The organism is Pseudomonas sp. FFPRI_1, assembly GCF_055384485.1.
The window spans coordinates 3,382,632-3,397,995 of record NZ_AP029168.1; the positions used below are offsets into that span (position 1 = coordinate 3,382,632).

At 65.3% G+C, this 15,364-nt stretch carries 12 protein-coding genes; 8 read left to right on the forward strand and 4 right to left on the reverse strand.

Going from position 1 to position 15,364, the window contains the following annotated elements; translation table 11 throughout:
• Window positions 1–523: 523 nt before the first annotated feature.
• From ACZ5BO_RS15100 to msrA, 5 genes are all read left to right on the forward strand, one after another.
• Window positions 524–1,075: a hypothetical protein gene (locus ACZ5BO_RS15100; protein WP_464700738.1), complete on the forward strand. Its 552-nt coding sequence runs from the start codon at window positions 524–526 to the stop codon at window positions 1,073–1,075.
• 109 nt (window positions 1,076–1,184) lie between these two features.
• Window positions 1,185–2,153 (forward strand): aliphatic sulfonate ABC transporter substrate-binding protein, encoded by a 969-nt coding sequence (locus ACZ5BO_RS15105; protein ID WP_464700740.1) that lies wholly within the window; start codon window positions 1,185–1,187, stop codon window positions 2,151–2,153.
• Between the two features lie 150 nt (window positions 2,154–2,303).
• On the forward strand, window positions 2,304–4,379 hold the full coding sequence (locus ACZ5BO_RS15110) for an ATP-binding cassette domain-containing protein (protein WP_464700742.1): 2,076 nt from the start codon (window positions 2,304–2,306) through the stop codon (window positions 4,377–4,379).
• Complete coding sequence (locus tag ACZ5BO_RS15115; RefSeq protein ID WP_464700744.1) at window positions 4,376–5,431, forward strand: ABC transporter substrate-binding protein; 1,056 nt, start codon at window positions 4,376–4,378, stop codon at window positions 5,429–5,431. Before ACZ5BO_RS15110 ends, ACZ5BO_RS15115 begins: the two co-directional genes overlap by 4 nt.
• The gene (msrA, locus tag ACZ5BO_RS15120) at window positions 5,428–5,877 is read left to right on the forward strand and encodes a peptide-methionine (S)-S-oxide reductase MsrA (protein ID WP_464700746.1); all 450 of its coding nucleotides are present in this window, start codon (window positions 5,428–5,430) and stop codon (window positions 5,875–5,877) included. The genes ACZ5BO_RS15115 and msrA overlap by 4 nt, the downstream gene beginning before the upstream one ends.
• Window positions 5,878–5,899: 22 nt before the next feature.
• Here msrA and ACZ5BO_RS15125 read toward each other — a convergent pair whose 3' ends face one another.
• The 4 genes from ACZ5BO_RS15125 to ACZ5BO_RS15140 all read right to left on the reverse strand — a co-directional run bounded on the left by ACZ5BO_RS15125 (window position 5,900) and on the right by ACZ5BO_RS15140 (window position 13,095).
• Window positions 5,900–6,172, reverse strand: a complete 273-nt coding sequence (locus tag ACZ5BO_RS15125; protein ID WP_161758162.1) for a hypothetical protein — start codon at window positions 6,170–6,172, stop codon at window positions 5,900–5,902.
• 1,143 nt (window positions 6,173–7,315) lie between these two features.
• Window positions 7,316–8,734, reverse strand: coding sequence for an efflux transporter outer membrane subunit (locus ACZ5BO_RS15130; RefSeq protein ID WP_464700749.1), 1,419 nt, complete (start codon window positions 8,732–8,734; stop codon window positions 7,316–7,318).
• Window positions 8,718–9,884, reverse strand: a complete 1,167-nt coding sequence (locus ACZ5BO_RS15135) for an efflux RND transporter periplasmic adaptor subunit (protein ID WP_025128120.1) — start codon at window positions 9,882–9,884, stop codon at window positions 8,718–8,720. Before ACZ5BO_RS15135 ends, ACZ5BO_RS15130 begins: the two co-directional genes overlap by 17 nt.
• Window positions 9,874–13,095 (reverse strand): efflux RND transporter permease subunit, encoded by a 3,222-nt coding sequence (locus tag ACZ5BO_RS15140; RefSeq protein WP_464700752.1) that lies wholly within the window; start codon window positions 13,093–13,095, stop codon window positions 9,874–9,876. The genes ACZ5BO_RS15135 and ACZ5BO_RS15140 overlap by 11 nt, the downstream gene beginning before the upstream one ends.
• 229 nt (window positions 13,096–13,324) lie before the next feature.
• Between ACZ5BO_RS15140 and ACZ5BO_RS15145 the strand changes: the two genes are divergently transcribed.
• The 3 genes from ACZ5BO_RS15145 to ACZ5BO_RS15155 all read left to right on the forward strand — a co-directional run bounded on the left by ACZ5BO_RS15145 (window position 13,325) and on the right by ACZ5BO_RS15155 (window position 15,310).
• Window positions 13,325–13,729, forward strand: a complete 405-nt coding sequence (locus ACZ5BO_RS15145) for a PA0061/PA0062 family lipoprotein (protein ID WP_025128122.1) — start codon at window positions 13,325–13,327, stop codon at window positions 13,727–13,729.
• Window positions 13,730–13,759: 30 nt separating this feature from the next.
• Window positions 13,760–14,170 (forward strand): PA0061/PA0062 family lipoprotein, encoded by a 411-nt coding sequence (locus tag ACZ5BO_RS15150; protein WP_025128123.1) that lies wholly within the window; start codon window positions 13,760–13,762, stop codon window positions 14,168–14,170.
• A gap of 123 nt (window positions 14,171–14,293) precedes the next feature.
• Window positions 14,294–15,310 carry a PDDEXK nuclease domain-containing protein gene (locus tag ACZ5BO_RS15155; RefSeq protein WP_464700755.1) on the forward strand — a complete coding sequence of 339 codons (1,017 nt, stop codon included), beginning with the start codon at window positions 14,294–14,296 and terminating at the stop codon, window positions 15,308–15,310.
• The last annotated feature ends 54 nt before the right edge of the window (window positions 15,311–15,364 follow it).

Here is a 15,364-nt window from a genome sequence, read left to right on the forward strand (position 1 = left end):
CCGGCTTGCCGGCGAAGAGGCCCTTGAGCCTTGCATCGGCCTTGAAGACGCCTTCGCTGGCAAGCCAGCTCCTACCGGGGGGCTGTGGTGTATCGACGAATCCGCCCACGCCGCCATCCCCGTAGGAGCCGGCTTGCCGGCGAAGAGGCCCGCAAGACCTGCATCGCCAGTGCCGACGCCTTCGCTGGCAAGCCAGCTCCTACCGGGGGCCTGTGGTGTTTTCACGAATCCGCCCACGCCACCATCCCCGTAGGAGCCGGCTTGCCGGCGAAGAGGCCCGCAAGACCTGTATCGCCAGTGCTGACGCCTTCGCTGGCAAGCCAGCTCCTACCCGGGGGCCTGCGGTGTTTTCACCAATCTGCCCACGCCACCATCCCCGTAGGAGCCGGCTTGCCGGCGAAGGGGCCCGCAAGACTTGCACCGCCCATGCCGACGCCTTCGCTGGCAAGCCAGCTCCTACAAGGGCATCGTCAGCCGCTGGTCCTGGCGTACACTGGCGAACTTTTCGCACGGGATATCGACTATGCACAGGATGGCGTTTTGTCTGGCCCTGGCTCTGAGCCTGGGGGGCTGTATCGATTACAAATGGGGCCACGACTGGAAGGCCGACAGCCTCGGCGGTTGGCAGGACGCCAGCAAGGGAAAATATGACCAGGGCACCGCGTTCAAGCTGGCCTGCGGGCCCGAGCCGCTGTATGTGAAGCTGACCTCCGCGCCGTCCCACCATCTGATGTCGCTGCTGTTCATTCCCCTGGTCCCGGCGGCCACCGGCGATGACAACCATCTGAGCATCAACGCCCGCCACCCCAGCCTCTCGGCCTGTTCGGCGGCGCAGAACCCCCTGGTGATCAAGCTGGACAACCGGGTGATCAGCCATATCGGCTACGCAGCAGGCGACCAGGCGGGCAGTTGCGAGCTGCGCCTGGACGAGCGCGAGTTGCAGGGCGAGCGGGTGTCGATCGAGGTCAATCAGGCCGTGCTGCCTTGTGCCGTGGCCCCGCTGACCTTGAAGAAAAACGGCTTCTTCTGCCTGCGCAAAACCGAGTTCGGCGGTTCCAAGCCTTGTGACCGTTAGGGGCGGTCAGCCGCACGAACCTAAGCTAATTCCTAAAAAGTATTTATTTCCTGTTTGTTAGATCGATTAGCTTTTAGCGACTTTCCTGTCTCCGAGAAGGTTCGCCCCCATGCGCCTGCCCTTTGCTTTGCGTCGCAGCTTGTCGATCACCGCCCTGGCCGGCCTGGCGCTGGGCATGGCCTTGAATGCCCAGGCCGACACTGACCTGCGCATCGGCTACCAGAAATCCTCGACCCTGCTGGCCTTGCTCAAGGCCCAGGGCACCCTGGAAAAACAGCTGGCGGGGCAGGGGGTGAAGATCACCTGGCACGAATTCACCAGTGGCCTGCCGCTGGCGGAATCGCTGAATGTGGGCAATGTCGATATCAGCGCCGATGTCGCCGACACGGTGCCGGTCTTCGCTCAGGCCGCCGGGGCCAAGCTGACCTATTTCGCCACCGAAACCCCATCACCCGCCGCCCAGTCCATCGTCATTCCCAAGGACTCGCCGCTCAAGTCCCTGGCCGACCTCAAGGGCAAGCGCATCGCCGTGACCAAGGCTGCCGGCAGCCATTACCTGCTGATCGCTGCCTTGCGCGAAGCGGGCTTGAGCTTCGCTGATATCCAGCCGGTGTACCTGACCCCGGCCGATGGCCGCGCGGCGCTGGAAACCGCCAAGGTCGATGCCTGGGTCACCTGGGAACCCTTCGTCGCCAGCGCCCAGCGCCAGCAGGGCGCGCGGGTGCTGCACGACGGCCAGGGGCTGGCCAGCTATCGCCGGTACTACCTGGCATCCAGCGATTACGCCAAGGCCCATCCCGAGGTGCTGAATCAGGTGTTTGCCGAGCTGCAGAAGACCGGCACCTGGGTCAAGGCGCATCCGGCCGAGGCGGCAAGACTGCTGGGCCCGCTGTGGGGCAACCTGGATGTACCGACCGTGGAACTGGCCAACAGCCGCCGCACCTATCAGGTGGAGGCGGTGAAGCTGGACGCCTTGGGCGAGCAGCAGAAAATTGCCGATGCCTTCTACCAGGAAAAGCTTTTGCCCAAGCCAGTGGATGCCCGGGCGGTGCAGTTGTGGAGCCCCAAGAAGTTGTGATCGCTGGTTAGATTGCCTTCGCTGGCAAGCCAGCTCCTACATGCACCACGCGATGCCGTTGTAGGAGCCGGCTTGCCGGCGAACAGGCCCCCTCTTTTTTTCTTGTTCACCGCCGGCTACGCCATCACGCGCCCGGCGTCAGGAGTTCCCGTGTCTGCCGTTCACGCCCAAGAGGCTTTCGCCGTCCCAGCCTCAGCCGCCACGCCACCGAGCCCCGCCGAGGTGGTGCTGGAGTTGCGCAACCTGACCAAGCACTACGCCCGCCGCCGTGGCCAGAGCGCGCCGCCGGCGGTGCAGCAGGTCAGCCTCCAGGTGCGCCGTGGCGAAGTGCTGTGCCTGATGGGCACCTCCGGCAGTGGCAAGTCCACCTTGCTGCGGCATATCAACCGGCTGATCGAGCCCAGCAGCGGCGAGGTGCTGATCGACGGTGCGGCCATCAGCCAACTCTCGGCCGAGGAACTGCGCACCCTGCGTTCCCGGCGCATCGGCATGGTCTTCCAACATTTTGGCCTGTTGCCCCATCGCAGCGTGCGCGACAACGTCGCCTTGCCCCTGGAATTGCGCGGCGAGCCCGAGGCCCAGCGCCACGCCGCGGCCGATCTGCAACTGCAAGCCATGGGCCTGGACGGCTGGGGCGAGCATTACCCCCATGAACTGTCCGGCGGCATGCAGCAGCGGGTCGGCCTGGCCCGGGCCCTGGTCAGCGAACCGGACATCCTGCTGATGGACGAACCCTTCAGTGCCCTCGACCCGACTATCCGCCGCGACCTGCAAAGCCACTTTCTGCGGGTGGTGCGCGAGCGCGGTATCACCACCTTGCTGGTGACCCACGACCCGGCAGAAGCCTTGCGCCTGGCGGACCGCATTGCCGTGCTGCGCCACGGCCAACTGATCCAGCTGGGCACCCCCAGCGAGTTGCTGGAGCAACCGGCGGATGCCGAAGTGGCGGACTTCTTTCAGGACCACGGGGCCCGCAGCGACACGCCGGTGACGGTCTTGCCGACCCCGGGCAAGCGCGGGGTGGCGCCGGCTCCGGCCAGCCCTGGGTTGTCCTTGGCCCAGGCCCTGCTGCTGGGGCCGGCGGCCCTGGCTGCCAGCGGTCGCGGTGGCCTGTACTGGCTGGGGTTCGCCCTGGAACTGGGGGCAGCCGCAGCCCTGGGGCAGGGGCTGGCCACGGCCAGTCTTGCCTGGGGCGCCCTGGCGCTGCTCGGCCTGCTGTGCAGCCGCCTGTTGAGCCTGACCCTGGCCCGGCGCCCCAGCCGCCAGGGCCGTTCCGACTGGCGCCTGCCGTGGCTGGTATTGCTGCTGTGCCAGGCCCTGGTGCTGTGGCGGGTTCTGGCCGCCGATGCTTCGGGCCCCTGGCTGCAATTCCCCGCCGACCGCCAAGTGCTGCTGGGCACCGCGGCGGCCATCGACCAGTTGATCGGCTGGTCCCAAGTCACCTTTGAAAGCACCTTCGTCGGCGTGATAGTCGCTGTGCGCACGGTGATCGAAAGCATCGAAAGCCTGCTGGGCTGGCTGCCCTGGCCGGTGCCGGCCCTGGCCCTGGTGCTGCTGGCCTGGCGCAGCGCCGGCGCCGCCCTGGCCCTGACCAGCGCCGTCGCCTTGCTCTACATCGGTCTGTTCGGCTTCTGGGAACGGACCATCGCCACCCTGGCCCTGGTGGGTTCCTCGGTGCTGATCTCGCTGCTGATCGGCGTGCCTGCCGGCATCCTCCTGGCCAAGCGCGCCCTGGCCCGGCGCCTGATCACCCCCTTGCTGGACGTGATGCAGACCCTGCCGACCTTCGTGTACCTGATCCCGGCGGTGGCGTTCTTCTCGGTGGGCAAGACCCCGGCGGTGATCGCCACGGTGATCTTCGCCCTGGCGCCGATGATCCGCCTTACCGCCCTGGGGATTCAGGAAGTGCCCAAGACCGCCGTCGAAGCGGCCCTGGCCCACGGCGCCACGCCGTGGCAGATCCTGACCAAGGTCGAGCTGCCCCTGGCTGCGGGTTCCTTGCTGCTGGGGATCAACCAGACCCTGGTGATGAGCCTGTCGATGGTGGTGGTGGCGGCGCTGATCGGCGCCGGCGGCCTGGGCTACGACGTGATGACCGCGCTGCGCAACATCAAGGGCGGCGAGGGCATGTTGGCCGGCGCCGCAATCGTGTTCTGCGCGTTGATTCCCGACCGCATCATTCAAGCGACCCTGCGCCAGCGGGATCGCACATTGCATCAATCATGAGGTGTCCCTTGAACAAGTCGTTTACCCGTACCCTTGGCGCCGCCGCGCTGCTGTTGGGTTTGTCCCTGCCGGTGCTGGCCAAGGACAAGATCGTTATCGGCGAACAGAACTGGACCGGCGCCATCGCCATCCAGAACATCCTCGGCGAAGTGATCAAGAGCCGCCTCGACGGCGACGTTTCCTACCTGGCCGGCGACGTGCCGGTGTTGTTTGCCGCCGCTGCCAAGGGCGACGGCTCGGTGGACGTGCTGACCGATATCTGGCTGCCCAACCAGTCTGCCGCCTGGGCCAAATACGTCACCGGTGGCACCCGCTCCCTGGTGCCCAACAAACAGCCGTACCTGGGGGTGCAGGGCTTCTATATCCCCGGCTACCTGCAAGACAAATACGGCGTGAAATCGGTCTACGACCTGCAAAAGCCGGAAGTGGCGAAACTCTTCGAACCCCTGGGCGGCGGCAAGGCGCAACTGCTGGTGGGCCCGGCGGGCTGGGAGTCCACCTACATCGGCGAGATCAAGGCCAAGGACTTCGGCTTTGCCGACAAATTCGAATCGGTGTCCACCGAAGCCTCGGTGACCTACGCTAAGCTCGCCGCGGCCTACAAGGCCCAGCGCGGCGTGGTGTTCTACGCCTACACCCCGGACTGGATCTTCTCCGCCTTCGACCTGCGCCGCCTGGATGAACCGGCGTTCGACGGCTATGCCCAGGACAACAAGAAGGGCGACCCGCTGTACAAGGCCGATGGCTGCTGGAAATTCATCAGCCCGACAGTGGATGCCGACTGGCTGAGCAAGAGCAAGATCACCTGCGCCTACCCGGATGCCCGGGTGTATGTCCTGGCCTCCAGTGCCCTGCAAAAACGCGCACCGCGAATTGCCGCGTTCCTGGAGAACTTCAGCATCGAGCCTCAGGCCCTGAACGACCTGATCCTCAAGATCGAAAAGGAACAGCAACCGGCGGCGCAGGCGGCCAAGGAATGGGTGGCGGAGCATCCGCAGATCGTTGATGGCTGGCTGGGTGCCAGCGGTGAAAAAGTGGGAGCGATTCAATGAGTGGGATTGAACAGGCGACCTTCGGCGCCGGCTGCTTCTGGGGCGCGGAAGCCGCGTTCCGGGCCCTGCCTGGAGTAGTGGACAGCCGCGTCGGCTACGCCGTGGAAGCGGCGGACGAAGCCTTGCAGATAGAAGTGGTGCAGGTGGATTTTGACCCGCAGGTGTTGGCTTATACCCGCCTGATCGAGCACTTCTGGGGCCTGCACGATCCCACCTCGGTGGATCGCCAGGGCGAGCATGGCGGGGTGAAATATCGCTCGGCGATCTTCCACACCAACGCCGTGCAGGCCGAACAGGCGAGGGCGGCCAAGACCGCCCTGCAAGACTCCGGACGCCTCAACAAACCCGTAGCCACGGTGGTCGTGCCACTGGGGCGCTTTGAACTGGCGGATGAAGAACACCAGCGTTACCTGGAGAAGAACGGCCTGAGCAGCTGTCATATCTGATCGTTTGCAGATACGCAGGCTTCTACGCCACCCGCCACTGAATCACTTCCAGCACCGCGCAGCCTTCTCGTGTCAGCAGGTGCACGCCACGGGTGATGCGGGTCAGATCGCAATCGCTGATGTCTTTCAGCTCCAGGCTGGACAGGCTGTCCATCAGGTCGCGGACCACGGTGAAACGGTGGGCGGCGCTGCTGGCCAGGTCGCTCAAGGGGGCTTGGGTGTCGAGGTAGAACACCGGGTGTTCGGTGTCGTGGGTGTCGATGGGGGTGAAGCGGGGGAGGTGATGGTCAGTCATCGGTGCAGCTCCTATAAATTGAGCTGCCACCTTCCGCGGCCAAGCGAATTAGGGTGGCAGCTGTACGCGGGTTGGCCGACCGGCTATAGGAAACCGGCACACCCGAAGGTGTCCCACGCACAGCCGCCATGAGACAAAATCACAGGCACAAAAAAAGCGCCTGCAATGATGTTTTGGACGCTGATGCGTTCCTATATTCGACCGGCCAAGGTCGCTCGCGGATTTTGCCGCGAGGGCGAACTATAGGGGGGATGCCAGAGCGGTGCAACCGGGCATTGAAGGCGATGTTTGAGTGGTTGTGTCGACTGTTGGTGGCTGGTTTTGATGGGGTACATATCCATTGTTGCGGTCACGGCCACTTAGGGTTTCGCCCTTACGGCGAGTCACTTTGGAAAAGCCCCAAAGTAACCAAAGGGCTCCTGCCCCCGCATCCGGCCCCTCGCTGGGGCTCGGGGTTCCCTCACTCCGGCGCCGCTCCGGGGGCACGCCGCCACAGGCCATCCATGGCCTGATGGCGGCTAGCTCGGCATCCTTGCCGAGCTGCCCCCTGCGCAACGCCTGCGTTCGGCCTTCTGGAGGGGGCAGGCAGATCAAGATCAAAAGCCAAAGCCAAGCACCCCGTAGGAGCCGGCTTGCCGGCGAAGAGGCCCTTGGATGGGGCGGTGATCTTGCGGACGCCTTCGCTGGCAAGCCAGCTCCTACGGGAGGAGGGGGATCACCCCCACATTCTCTTCAGGCCGGCCGCAAGGCCGCCGTCAGATTTTGCTTTTGCTTTTGATCTTCCTGCCCCCTTAGACACGATGGCCGAACGCAGGCATTGAGCCGTGGGTAACCCGGCAGGACGCCGGGTTAGCCGCCCCAGGCCATGGATGGCCTGTGGCGGCGGCCCACGGATCAATGCCGGAGTGAGGGCATGCCGAGCCTAGGCGAGGCACCGAGTGGAGGGGCAGGAGCCCTTTGGTTACTTTGGGGCTTTTCCAAAGTGACTCGCTGTAAGAGCGAAACCGCCAGCCGCCGTTACCGCAGCAATGGATATGTACACCAAGAAGACCGCAACCTCAGGTTTTACGACCGCTGCGCGCCGGGACGCCGGCCGGCCGAACGGGAGCAAGCTCCCTCGCCACAAGGTTTGCGCTTCAGGTTTCAAGCCCCACCTTTCCACCCCCCACCCAACGCCACCACCAACCCCACACTCGCCTGCAACTCCCTTGTCTGCACCGCCTGCAACCCCCGCTGCGCCTGCAAGGCAGCGGTCTGCGCTGTCACTACATCCAGGTAGCTGACGGCCCCCGCTTGATAGCTGTTCATGGCCAGTAACTGCGTGTGCCGGGCAGCATTGACGGCGGCCTGCTGATCCAGCGCTTCCTGGCGCAGATCCCGCAGTTGCCCCAGGTTGTCCTCCACCTCGCGCACCGCCCGCAGCACTTGCCCACGGTAATGCGCGGCGGCCTCTTCAAACTCGGCATGGGCCTGGCGTTCATTGGCGCTCAGCCGTCCGCCATCAAAGATCGGCAGGTTCATCAGGGGGCCCAAGGCCCAGTAGCGATTGCCCGCCGCCAGCAGATTACCCACGCCCTGGGTCTGCCCACCGAGCATCCCGGTCAGGCTGAAATCCGGATACCAGGCGGCGCGGGCGATGCCGATGCCGGCATTGGCGGCGTACACCCGGCGTTCCGCCGCGGCAATGTCCGGCCGGCGTTGCAGCAGGGTGCTGGGCAGTTGTTGGGGAATGCTCGGCAGGCTTAGCAGCTGTTCCGAGGGCGCAAGGCTGAACTGGCTGGCCGGTTCGCCCACCAGTTCGCCAATGGCGTGTTCGCTGAGGTTGCGCTGGGCCCGCACTTCGTCCAGTTCCGCCTCGGCGCTGGCCAGTTGGCTCTGGGCCCGGGTCAGGTCCAGTTCCGAGGCGATCTGCCCTTGATAACGGTCGCGGGTCAGTTGCAGGGCCTGGGCGTAATCCTCCAGGGAGTGGCTCAAGATCCGGCTCTGGGCATCCAGGCCATTGAGTTGCACATACAGGCTCGCCAACTGTTTTTGCAGGCTCAGGCGCGCGGCTGCCAGGTCATCCCCGGAGGCTTGGGCCTGGGCATCGCCGGCCGCCGCTTGATTGCGGATCCGGCCCCAGAGGTCGAGGTCGAAACTCAGGGCAAAACCGGCGCTGTTGCTGTTGTACACCGAGGGTTGGCTGCTGCCGCGCAGGGGGCGGCTGTCCGACTGGCGTTGGCGCAACGGCTGGGCGCTGGCGCTGATCTGCGGGAACAACCCTGCGTGCAGTTGGCTGGCGTAGGCCTGGGCGCCGTCGTAGTGGGCCAGGGCTGCCGCCAGGTCCGGGTTGGCCCGGAGCAGGCGCTGTTGCAGGTCGTCCAGACGCGGGTCCTGGTACAGCAGCCACCAGTGCTCGGCGAGCCCCTGGGGCGTGGCGGCCGGGTGCCAGGGGCCATCGCTGTTCTGTTCGCGGTATTGCGCCGGCAGCTCGATGGCCGGCACCTGGTAGTGGGGCGCCAGGGAGCAGCCGTGCAGGGCCAGCAACAGCAGGGCGGCGAGGGGTTCAAGCCTTGGGCGCATGCTCACCTCCTGCGTCCGCCAGTTGCACCAGGTCACCTTCGCGCAGGGCGTCCGGCGGGTTGTCGATGACCTGATCCGTGGCTTGCAGGCCCTGGTCGATCACCAGCCGTTCGCCCAGGTCGAGGCCGATATGGATGCTGCGCAGGTGCACGTGCCGGGAACCGTCGATCAGCGCCACCTGGGTGCCCTGGGCGCGGAAGATCAAGGCACTGGCGGGGATGCTCACGCCGTGGGTGTCGGCGGGAATCGCCAGGCTCGCCTCGGCATAGTCGCCGGGCATCAGGGCGCCGTCCGGGTTGGCGGCGACGAACTGCGCCAGCAGGGTGCCGGAGCGCGGGTCGATGGCGGTGGAGTCGCCCACCAGTTGCGCGCGAAAGTGCTGGCCCGGGTGCTCGGGCACGGTCAACTGCGCTTCCAGGCCGGGGCGGATCACGCTGGCGTAGTTCTGTGGGATCGGTACGTAGAGCCGCAGTTTGTGGGTGTCTGCCAGGTCGAACAGTTCCGGGTCGCTGTCGTTGTCGGCCTTGATCAACTGGCCGATGTCGGTGTGGCGGGCGGTGATGGTGCCGGCGAACGGCGCGCGAATGGTCTTGTAGTCTTCCAGCGCCGTGAGCCGTGCGTAGTCGGCGGCGGCTGCGTCAGCATTGGCCTTGGCCGCGGCGGCGTTGGAGCTTTTTTCATCGGCTTCCTGACGCGATACCGAATGGCTGGCCAACAGGTGCTGCCAGCGCTCGGCGGTGGTCTGGGCCAGCCGCGCGTTGGCTTGCTCCTGGATCATCCGCGCCCGGGTCTGGGCCATTTGCTGATCCAGGTCGGGGCTGTCGATATGGGCCAGCACTTGCCCGGCGGTCACCTTGGCGCCTATGTCCTGGGTCCAGTCCTTGAGGTAGCCGCTGACCCGGGCGTGGATCGGCGCCTTGCTCCAGGCTTCCAGGTGCGCCGGCAGGCGCAGGGTGTCGCCCAGTAGGTTGTGCTGCGGCTGGAACACCAGCACCTGCGGCACGGCGGCGGTTTCGGTCCAGGCGACCACGGCCCGTTCATGCCGGGTACGTGCGGCCAGGCCGCTGGCCACCAGCAGGGCGGCCAGGCTCAGGCCGCCTATGCCCAGCAGCATCAGGCGTTTGCGCGAGGGGGTGTGATCAGGCGACATGGGTGTTTTCTCCAGCAACAGCGGATTGGGGACGGCGGCCGTGGACCAGGCTGAAGACCACGGGGACAAAAATCAGGGTGGCGACGGTGGCGAGGAGCAGCCCGCCGATCACCGCGCGGCCCAGGGGCGCGTTCTGTTCTTCGGACAGGGCCAGGGGCAGCATGCCGATGATCATCGCCAGGGCGGTCATGCACACCGGGCGAAAGCGTGTGTAGCCGGCTTCCAGGGCGGCCTTGAGGGCGTCGCCGTGCTCCGCCAGGCGCTCGCGGCAAAAACTCACCACCAGGATCGAGTTGGCGGTGGCCACCCCCATGCACAGGATGGCCCCGGTCAGCGCCGGCGCCGACAGCGAGGTGCCACTCAAGAACAGCATCCACACGATCCCGGCCAGGGCCGCCGGTAGCGCGGTGATGATCACGAACGGATCGACCCAAGACTGGAAGTTGACCACGATCAGCAGGTAGATCAGCACCACCGCCCCCAGCAAGCCCAGGCTCAGGCCGCTGAAGGCCTGGTGCAGGGCGTCGATCTGCCCGTGCAGGCTGACCGTGGCGCCCTTGGGCCGCAGGGCTGCGGCGTCGTCCAGGACCTTTTGCATGTCGTGGGCCACGGCGCCCAGATCGCGCCCCTGGACGTTGGCGTACAGGTCCAGTGTGGGCTGGATGTTGTAGTGGCTGACCACCGCCGGGCTTTCAACCCGGGAGATGTCTGCCAGGCCGCCGAGGATCTGCGACTGGCCGTTGCTGCCGGTGACCGGCAGCGCTTCCAGGGCCGGCAGGCTGTCCAGGCGGTACTGCGGGGTGGCGGCGACGATGGAGTAGGACACGCCGTTCTTCGGGTTGAGCCAGAAGGTCGGCGCCACCTGGGAGCTGCCGGCCAGGGAGGCCACCATGCTGTTGGTCACGTCGCGCTCGGTGATCCCCAGGCCATTGGCCCGCAGGCGATCGACCTTGACCTGCAAGGACGGGTAGCCGGTGGACTGCTGGATGCGCAGGTCGGCGATGCCCGGCACATGCTGCAGGCGCCGTTGCAGTTCCAGGGCGAAGGCGCGGTTGGCTTCGGCGTTGGGCCCGGAGATTTTCACGTCCAGCGGGGCCGGAGCGCCGAAGTTGAGGATCTGGCTGCTGATGTCCGCCGGCAAAAAGGCGAACTGGCTGCCCGGGAAGCTTTCCGGCAAGGCTTGGCGCAGTTGCTTCACGTAGTCGGCGCTGGGGGCGTGGCCGGGTTTCAGGGTGATCTGGATATCGCCATCCTGGGGACCGATGGTGCCGCTGTTGCTGTAGGCCATGTCGATGCCGCTCAAGGGAATGCCGATGTTGTCGATGATGCTGTCCAGCTGCTCCGGCGGGATCACCTCGCGGATGCGGCCTTCGATGCGGTCGAAGGCCGCCGCGCTTTCCTCGATCCGCGTGCCCAGGGGCAGGCGCACGTGCAGGGCCAGGGCGCCGGCGTCGGTGGCGGGGAAGAAGTCCTGGCCCAGGCTTGGCAGCAGGGCGAAGGACGCCAGTACGCAGGTAAGGAAGCCGAGGATGAAGCTCTTGCGCCGGCCCAGGGCCAGCTGCAGCAGGCCGTGATAGGTGTCGCGAATGTTGGAAAAGCGCGCCTCGAAACCCTGCTGGAAGGCCAGCAGCCCGCGGACCAGAGCGCTGTGTGGCTGGGCGTGCGGTTCACCTTCGTGATGGTTGATGAAGGCGTCTTCCGGGTGATGCCCGGGGCCCGTTTGCGGCGCATGGGGCTTGAGCAGGTACATGGCCAGTGTGGGCACCAGGGTCCGCGAGAGGATGAACGAGCTGGCCATGGCGAAGATCACCGCCAGGGCCATGGGCCGGAACAGATAGCCGGCAATGCCCTGCAGCAGGAACATCGGCACGAAGACGATGCAGATGCACAGCAGCGAGACGAAGGCCGGGCCGACGATCTGTTTGGCGCCGTCGAGGATCGCGTCCTGCACCGCCTTGCCCTGTTCCAGGTGCCAGTTGATGTTCTCGATGGTCACCGTGGCGTCGTCCACCAGGATCCCCACCGCCAGGGCCAGGCCGCCCAGGGTCATGACGTTGAGGGTCTGGCCGCTGACCGCCAGCAGGGCAATCGCGGAAAGCACCGCCAGGGGAATCGAGGCGGCGATGATCAGGGTCGAGCGCCAACTGCCGAGGAACAGCAGGATCATCGCGCTGGTCAGCAGGGCGGCGATGATGCCTTCCTGGGCCACGCTGCCCACCGACTGCTTGACGAACACCGAGGCGTCCCCCAGCAGCGAAGTCTTCAGCGCCGGCGGCAGGGTTTCGTTGATTCGCGGCAGCATCTGGCGGATGCCATTGACTATGGACAGGGTGGAGATATTGCCGTTCTTCAGCGCCGGCATCAGCACCGCCCGGCGTCCGTCGACCCGCACGATATTGGTCTGCGGCGGCGAGCCGTCGCGCACGTGAGCCACCTGGCCGATGGTGATCAGCGCGCCGTCCACGGTCTTGATCGGCAGGTCGTTGAGCTCCTCGATGGCGGTCGGGCTGTTGTTCAGCAGCACCGTGTATTCATCGCCGCCGAGCTTGGCGGTGCCCACCGGGATGATCTGGTTCTGCGCCGCCAGGGCATTGCCCACGTCCTGGGCCGACAGGCCCTTGGCGGCCAGGGCTTGCGGGTCCAGGTCAAGGGTGATCTGGCGCTGCTTGCCGCCCATGGGCGTGGGCATGGCCAGGCCGGGCAGGGCGCTCAGGGGCAGGCGGATGTTGTTCTGCACCAGGTCGCGGATCTTCGCCTCCGACAGGGTCGGGCTGGAGAAGGCCATCTGCAGGATCGGCACCGTCGAGGCGCTGTAGTTGAGGATCAGCGGCGGGGTGATGCCCGGCGGCATCTGCTTGAGCACGGTTTGTGAAACGGCTGTCACTTGGGCGTTGGCGGTGCGGATATCGACCCCGGGCTGGAAGAAGATCTTGACGATGCCCATGCCCGGCAGCGACTGCGATTCGATGTGCTCGATGTCGTTGACCGTGGTGCTCAGGGAGCGCTCGTAGGTGTAGATCACCCGCCCGGCCATGGCGTCCGGCGACAGGCCGTTGTACTGCCAGACCACCGCCACCACCGGAATGCCGATATCGGGGAACACATCGGTGGGGGTACGCAGGGCCGCCAGGGGCCCGATGATGCAGATGAAAATCGCCAGCACGATGAACGTGTAGGGCTTGAGCAGTGCGGTCTTGACCAGCCCGAGCATGCCGAAAACCTCCGAGGGAGTGGGATTGCAAACCTCGGCAGCCTGCAGCGACCCACCTAACACGCGGCTTTCAGCCAGGTGAAGGAAGTTTTAGCTAAGGCCTGTATTTCCTTTCATGTGGATTCATTTGTTCTCGCACCGGGGCCTCGACAAGCTGGATCGGCATCGACACAGGCGATTGTCTCGGGCCTGCGTCGCACTCCTTTCTGTCACTTGCGAGGTTTCTTCCATGTCCCTCAAACCCTCGTTGCTGCTGCCGGGCCTGGGCCTGGTGTGCCTGCTTTCGGCCTGTGCCGGGCCTTTGCCCAAGGCCGATCCGCAGCAGGCCTGGATCGATCTTTCCCCGGAGTCGCCCAACGACTTGTTGGCCGACAGCGTCGATGGCAAGCGCCTGAACGATGGCCGCTACTTCCAGGTCAGCCCCGGCCAGCACCGCTTGCAGATGGCCTTGCTGCAAGGGGCCAACGGCAACTCGGCGCAGCCTGAATGCCTGGGCCGCCTGGACTATGCCGGGTTCCAGGCCGGCGGCCATTACCAACTGCTGGAATCGAGCCAGGGCCAGGAGGTGAGCGCCGCGCTACTGGACGCCCAGGGTCGGCAAGTGGCCCAGAGCCGGCCGTTCAGCTGCCTGTAAACGTTTTTTCAACTGCCGAGGTACTGCTTCATGACACTCAAACCATTGCTGCTGATCCCCGCCCTGGGCCTGACATGCCTGCTTTCTGCCTGCGCTGGGCCCATGCCTCAGCCCGACCCCAGCCAGGCCTGGATCGGCCTACAGGAAGAGGCGCCCAACGACCTGATGGCCGAGCGGGTGGACGGGCAGAAGATCGACGATGGCCGTTATTTCCAGGTCAAGCCCGGTGCCCACCGCCTGGACGTGACCCTGTTTGAAGAGAATGTCGGCGATTCCAACCAGCAAGACTGCAATGGCCATGTCAGCTACAGCGGCTTCAAGGCCGGCGAGCATTACAAACTGGTGGAGTCATCCCTGGGCACTGAGGTGTCGGCGCGCTTGTATGACGCCAAGGGCAAGCAGGTGGCCAGTACCCATGACTTTGCGTGCATGCCGGGCTGAGTGGTGCTTTTGCGCCACTCGCATCAGGACCTTTCGCTCAATGGAAAGAGACAGGGCTGACTACAGGTTGATGGCGGGCCACGGGATGATAGGGGCCTGTTTCCTGTCAATCGGGCATTGCTCATGAATCAACAGGCACAAGTGGCAAGTGCATCCACCGATGCGGCATTTGGTGAAGTGGCGCAGATGATCACCGCCGCGCGGCAACGGGCGCTGCGCGCGGTGAATACCGAGCTGGTGGAACTGTACTGGCAGGTCGGGGCCTATATCAGCCGCAAGATCGAGGCGGCGGAATGGGGGGATGGCGTGGTCCGGCAATTGGCGGATTACCTGGCGCGGCAACAGCCGGGGCTGCGGGGGTTTACCCGGGCCAACCTGTTCCGCATGCGCCAGTTTTACGAGGCCTATCGTGATCACGAGAAAGTCGCACCACTGGTGCGACAATTGCCCTGGAGCCACCATCTGGTGGTGATGGGGCAGAGCAAAGGGCCAAGGGAACGTGAGTTCTACCTGGATCTGGCGGTCCGCGAGCAGTGGTCACGGCGCGAGCTGGAACGGCAGATCAAGTCGGCCCTGTTCGAACGCACCCTGACCCGTCCGGCAAGCGCCTCGGCAACCTTGAGGCAGGCCCGCCCCGAGGCCCTGAAGGTCTTCAAGGATGCCTACATGGTGGAGTTTCTCGACCTGGCCCAGGGGCATGACGAAGCCGATCTGCATCAGGGCCTGGTGCGCCAGCTCAAGAATTTCCTGATCGAAATGGGGCGCGACTTCTGCTTTGTCGCTTCAGGCTATCCGTTGCAGGTCGGCGGGCGGGATTTTGTCCTGGATCTGCTGCTGTTCCATCGTGGCTTGAATTGCCTGGTGGCGGTTGAACTCAAGGTCGGGCGCTTCGAGCCGGAGTACCTGGGCAAGCTGGATTTCTACCTGGAGGCCCTGGATCGCCAAGTGCGCAAACCCCATGAAAACCCGGCCCTGGGCGTGTTGCTCTGTGCCAGCAAGGAGGACGAGGTGGTGGAATATGCCCTCAACCGTTCACTGTCGCCGGCCTTGATCGCCGAGTACCGGACCCAACTGCCAGACAAGAAACTGCTGCAAGCCAAGCTGCAGGAGTTTTATGCCCTGGACACGCAAGCGCGGTGAGTCCGGCGGCCATCTGGTGCCGGCGCTCCTAAGTATTCTCGTGAGTCGGATGAA

Excerpts from the sequence above, each read along its gene's own strand:
- ACZ5BO_RS15150 (WP_025128123.1), top strand. The coding sequence starts at position 13,760 with ATGACACTCAAACCATTGCTGCTGATCCCCGCCCTGGGCCTGACATGC.
- ACZ5BO_RS15115 (WP_464700744.1), top strand. The coding sequence starts at position 4,376 with ATGAGGTGTCCCTTGAACAAGTCGTTTACCCGTACCCTTGGCGCCGCC.
- ACZ5BO_RS15145 (WP_025128122.1), top strand. The coding sequence starts at position 13,325 with ATGTCCCTCAAACCCTCGTTGCTGCTGCCGGGCCTGGGCCTGGTGTGC.
- ACZ5BO_RS15130 (WP_464700749.1), bottom strand. The coding sequence starts at position 8,734 with ATGCGCCCAAGGCTTGAACCCCTCGCCGCCCTGCTGTTGCTGGCCCTG.
- ACZ5BO_RS15140 (WP_464700752.1), bottom strand. The coding sequence starts at position 13,095 with ATGCTCGGGCTGGTCAAGACCGCACTGCTCAAGCCCTACACGTTCATC.
- ACZ5BO_RS15125 (WP_161758162.1), bottom strand. The coding sequence starts at position 6,172 with ATGACTGACCATCACCTCCCCCGCTTCACCCCCATCGACACCCACGAC.
- ACZ5BO_RS15155 (WP_464700755.1), top strand. The coding sequence starts at position 14,294 with ATGAATCAACAGGCACAAGTGGCAAGTGCATCCACCGATGCGGCATTT.
- ACZ5BO_RS15135 (WP_025128120.1), bottom strand. The coding sequence starts at position 9,884 with ATGTCGCCTGATCACACCCCCTCGCGCAAACGCCTGATGCTGCTGGGC.
- ACZ5BO_RS15105 (WP_464700740.1), top strand. The coding sequence starts at position 1,185 with ATGCGCCTGCCCTTTGCTTTGCGTCGCAGCTTGTCGATCACCGCCCTG.
- msrA (WP_464700746.1), top strand. The coding sequence starts at position 5,428 with ATGAGTGGGATTGAACAGGCGACCTTCGGCGCCGGCTGCTTCTGGGGC.
- ACZ5BO_RS15100 (WP_464700738.1), top strand. The coding sequence starts at position 524 with ATGCACAGGATGGCGTTTTGTCTGGCCCTGGCTCTGAGCCTGGGGGGC.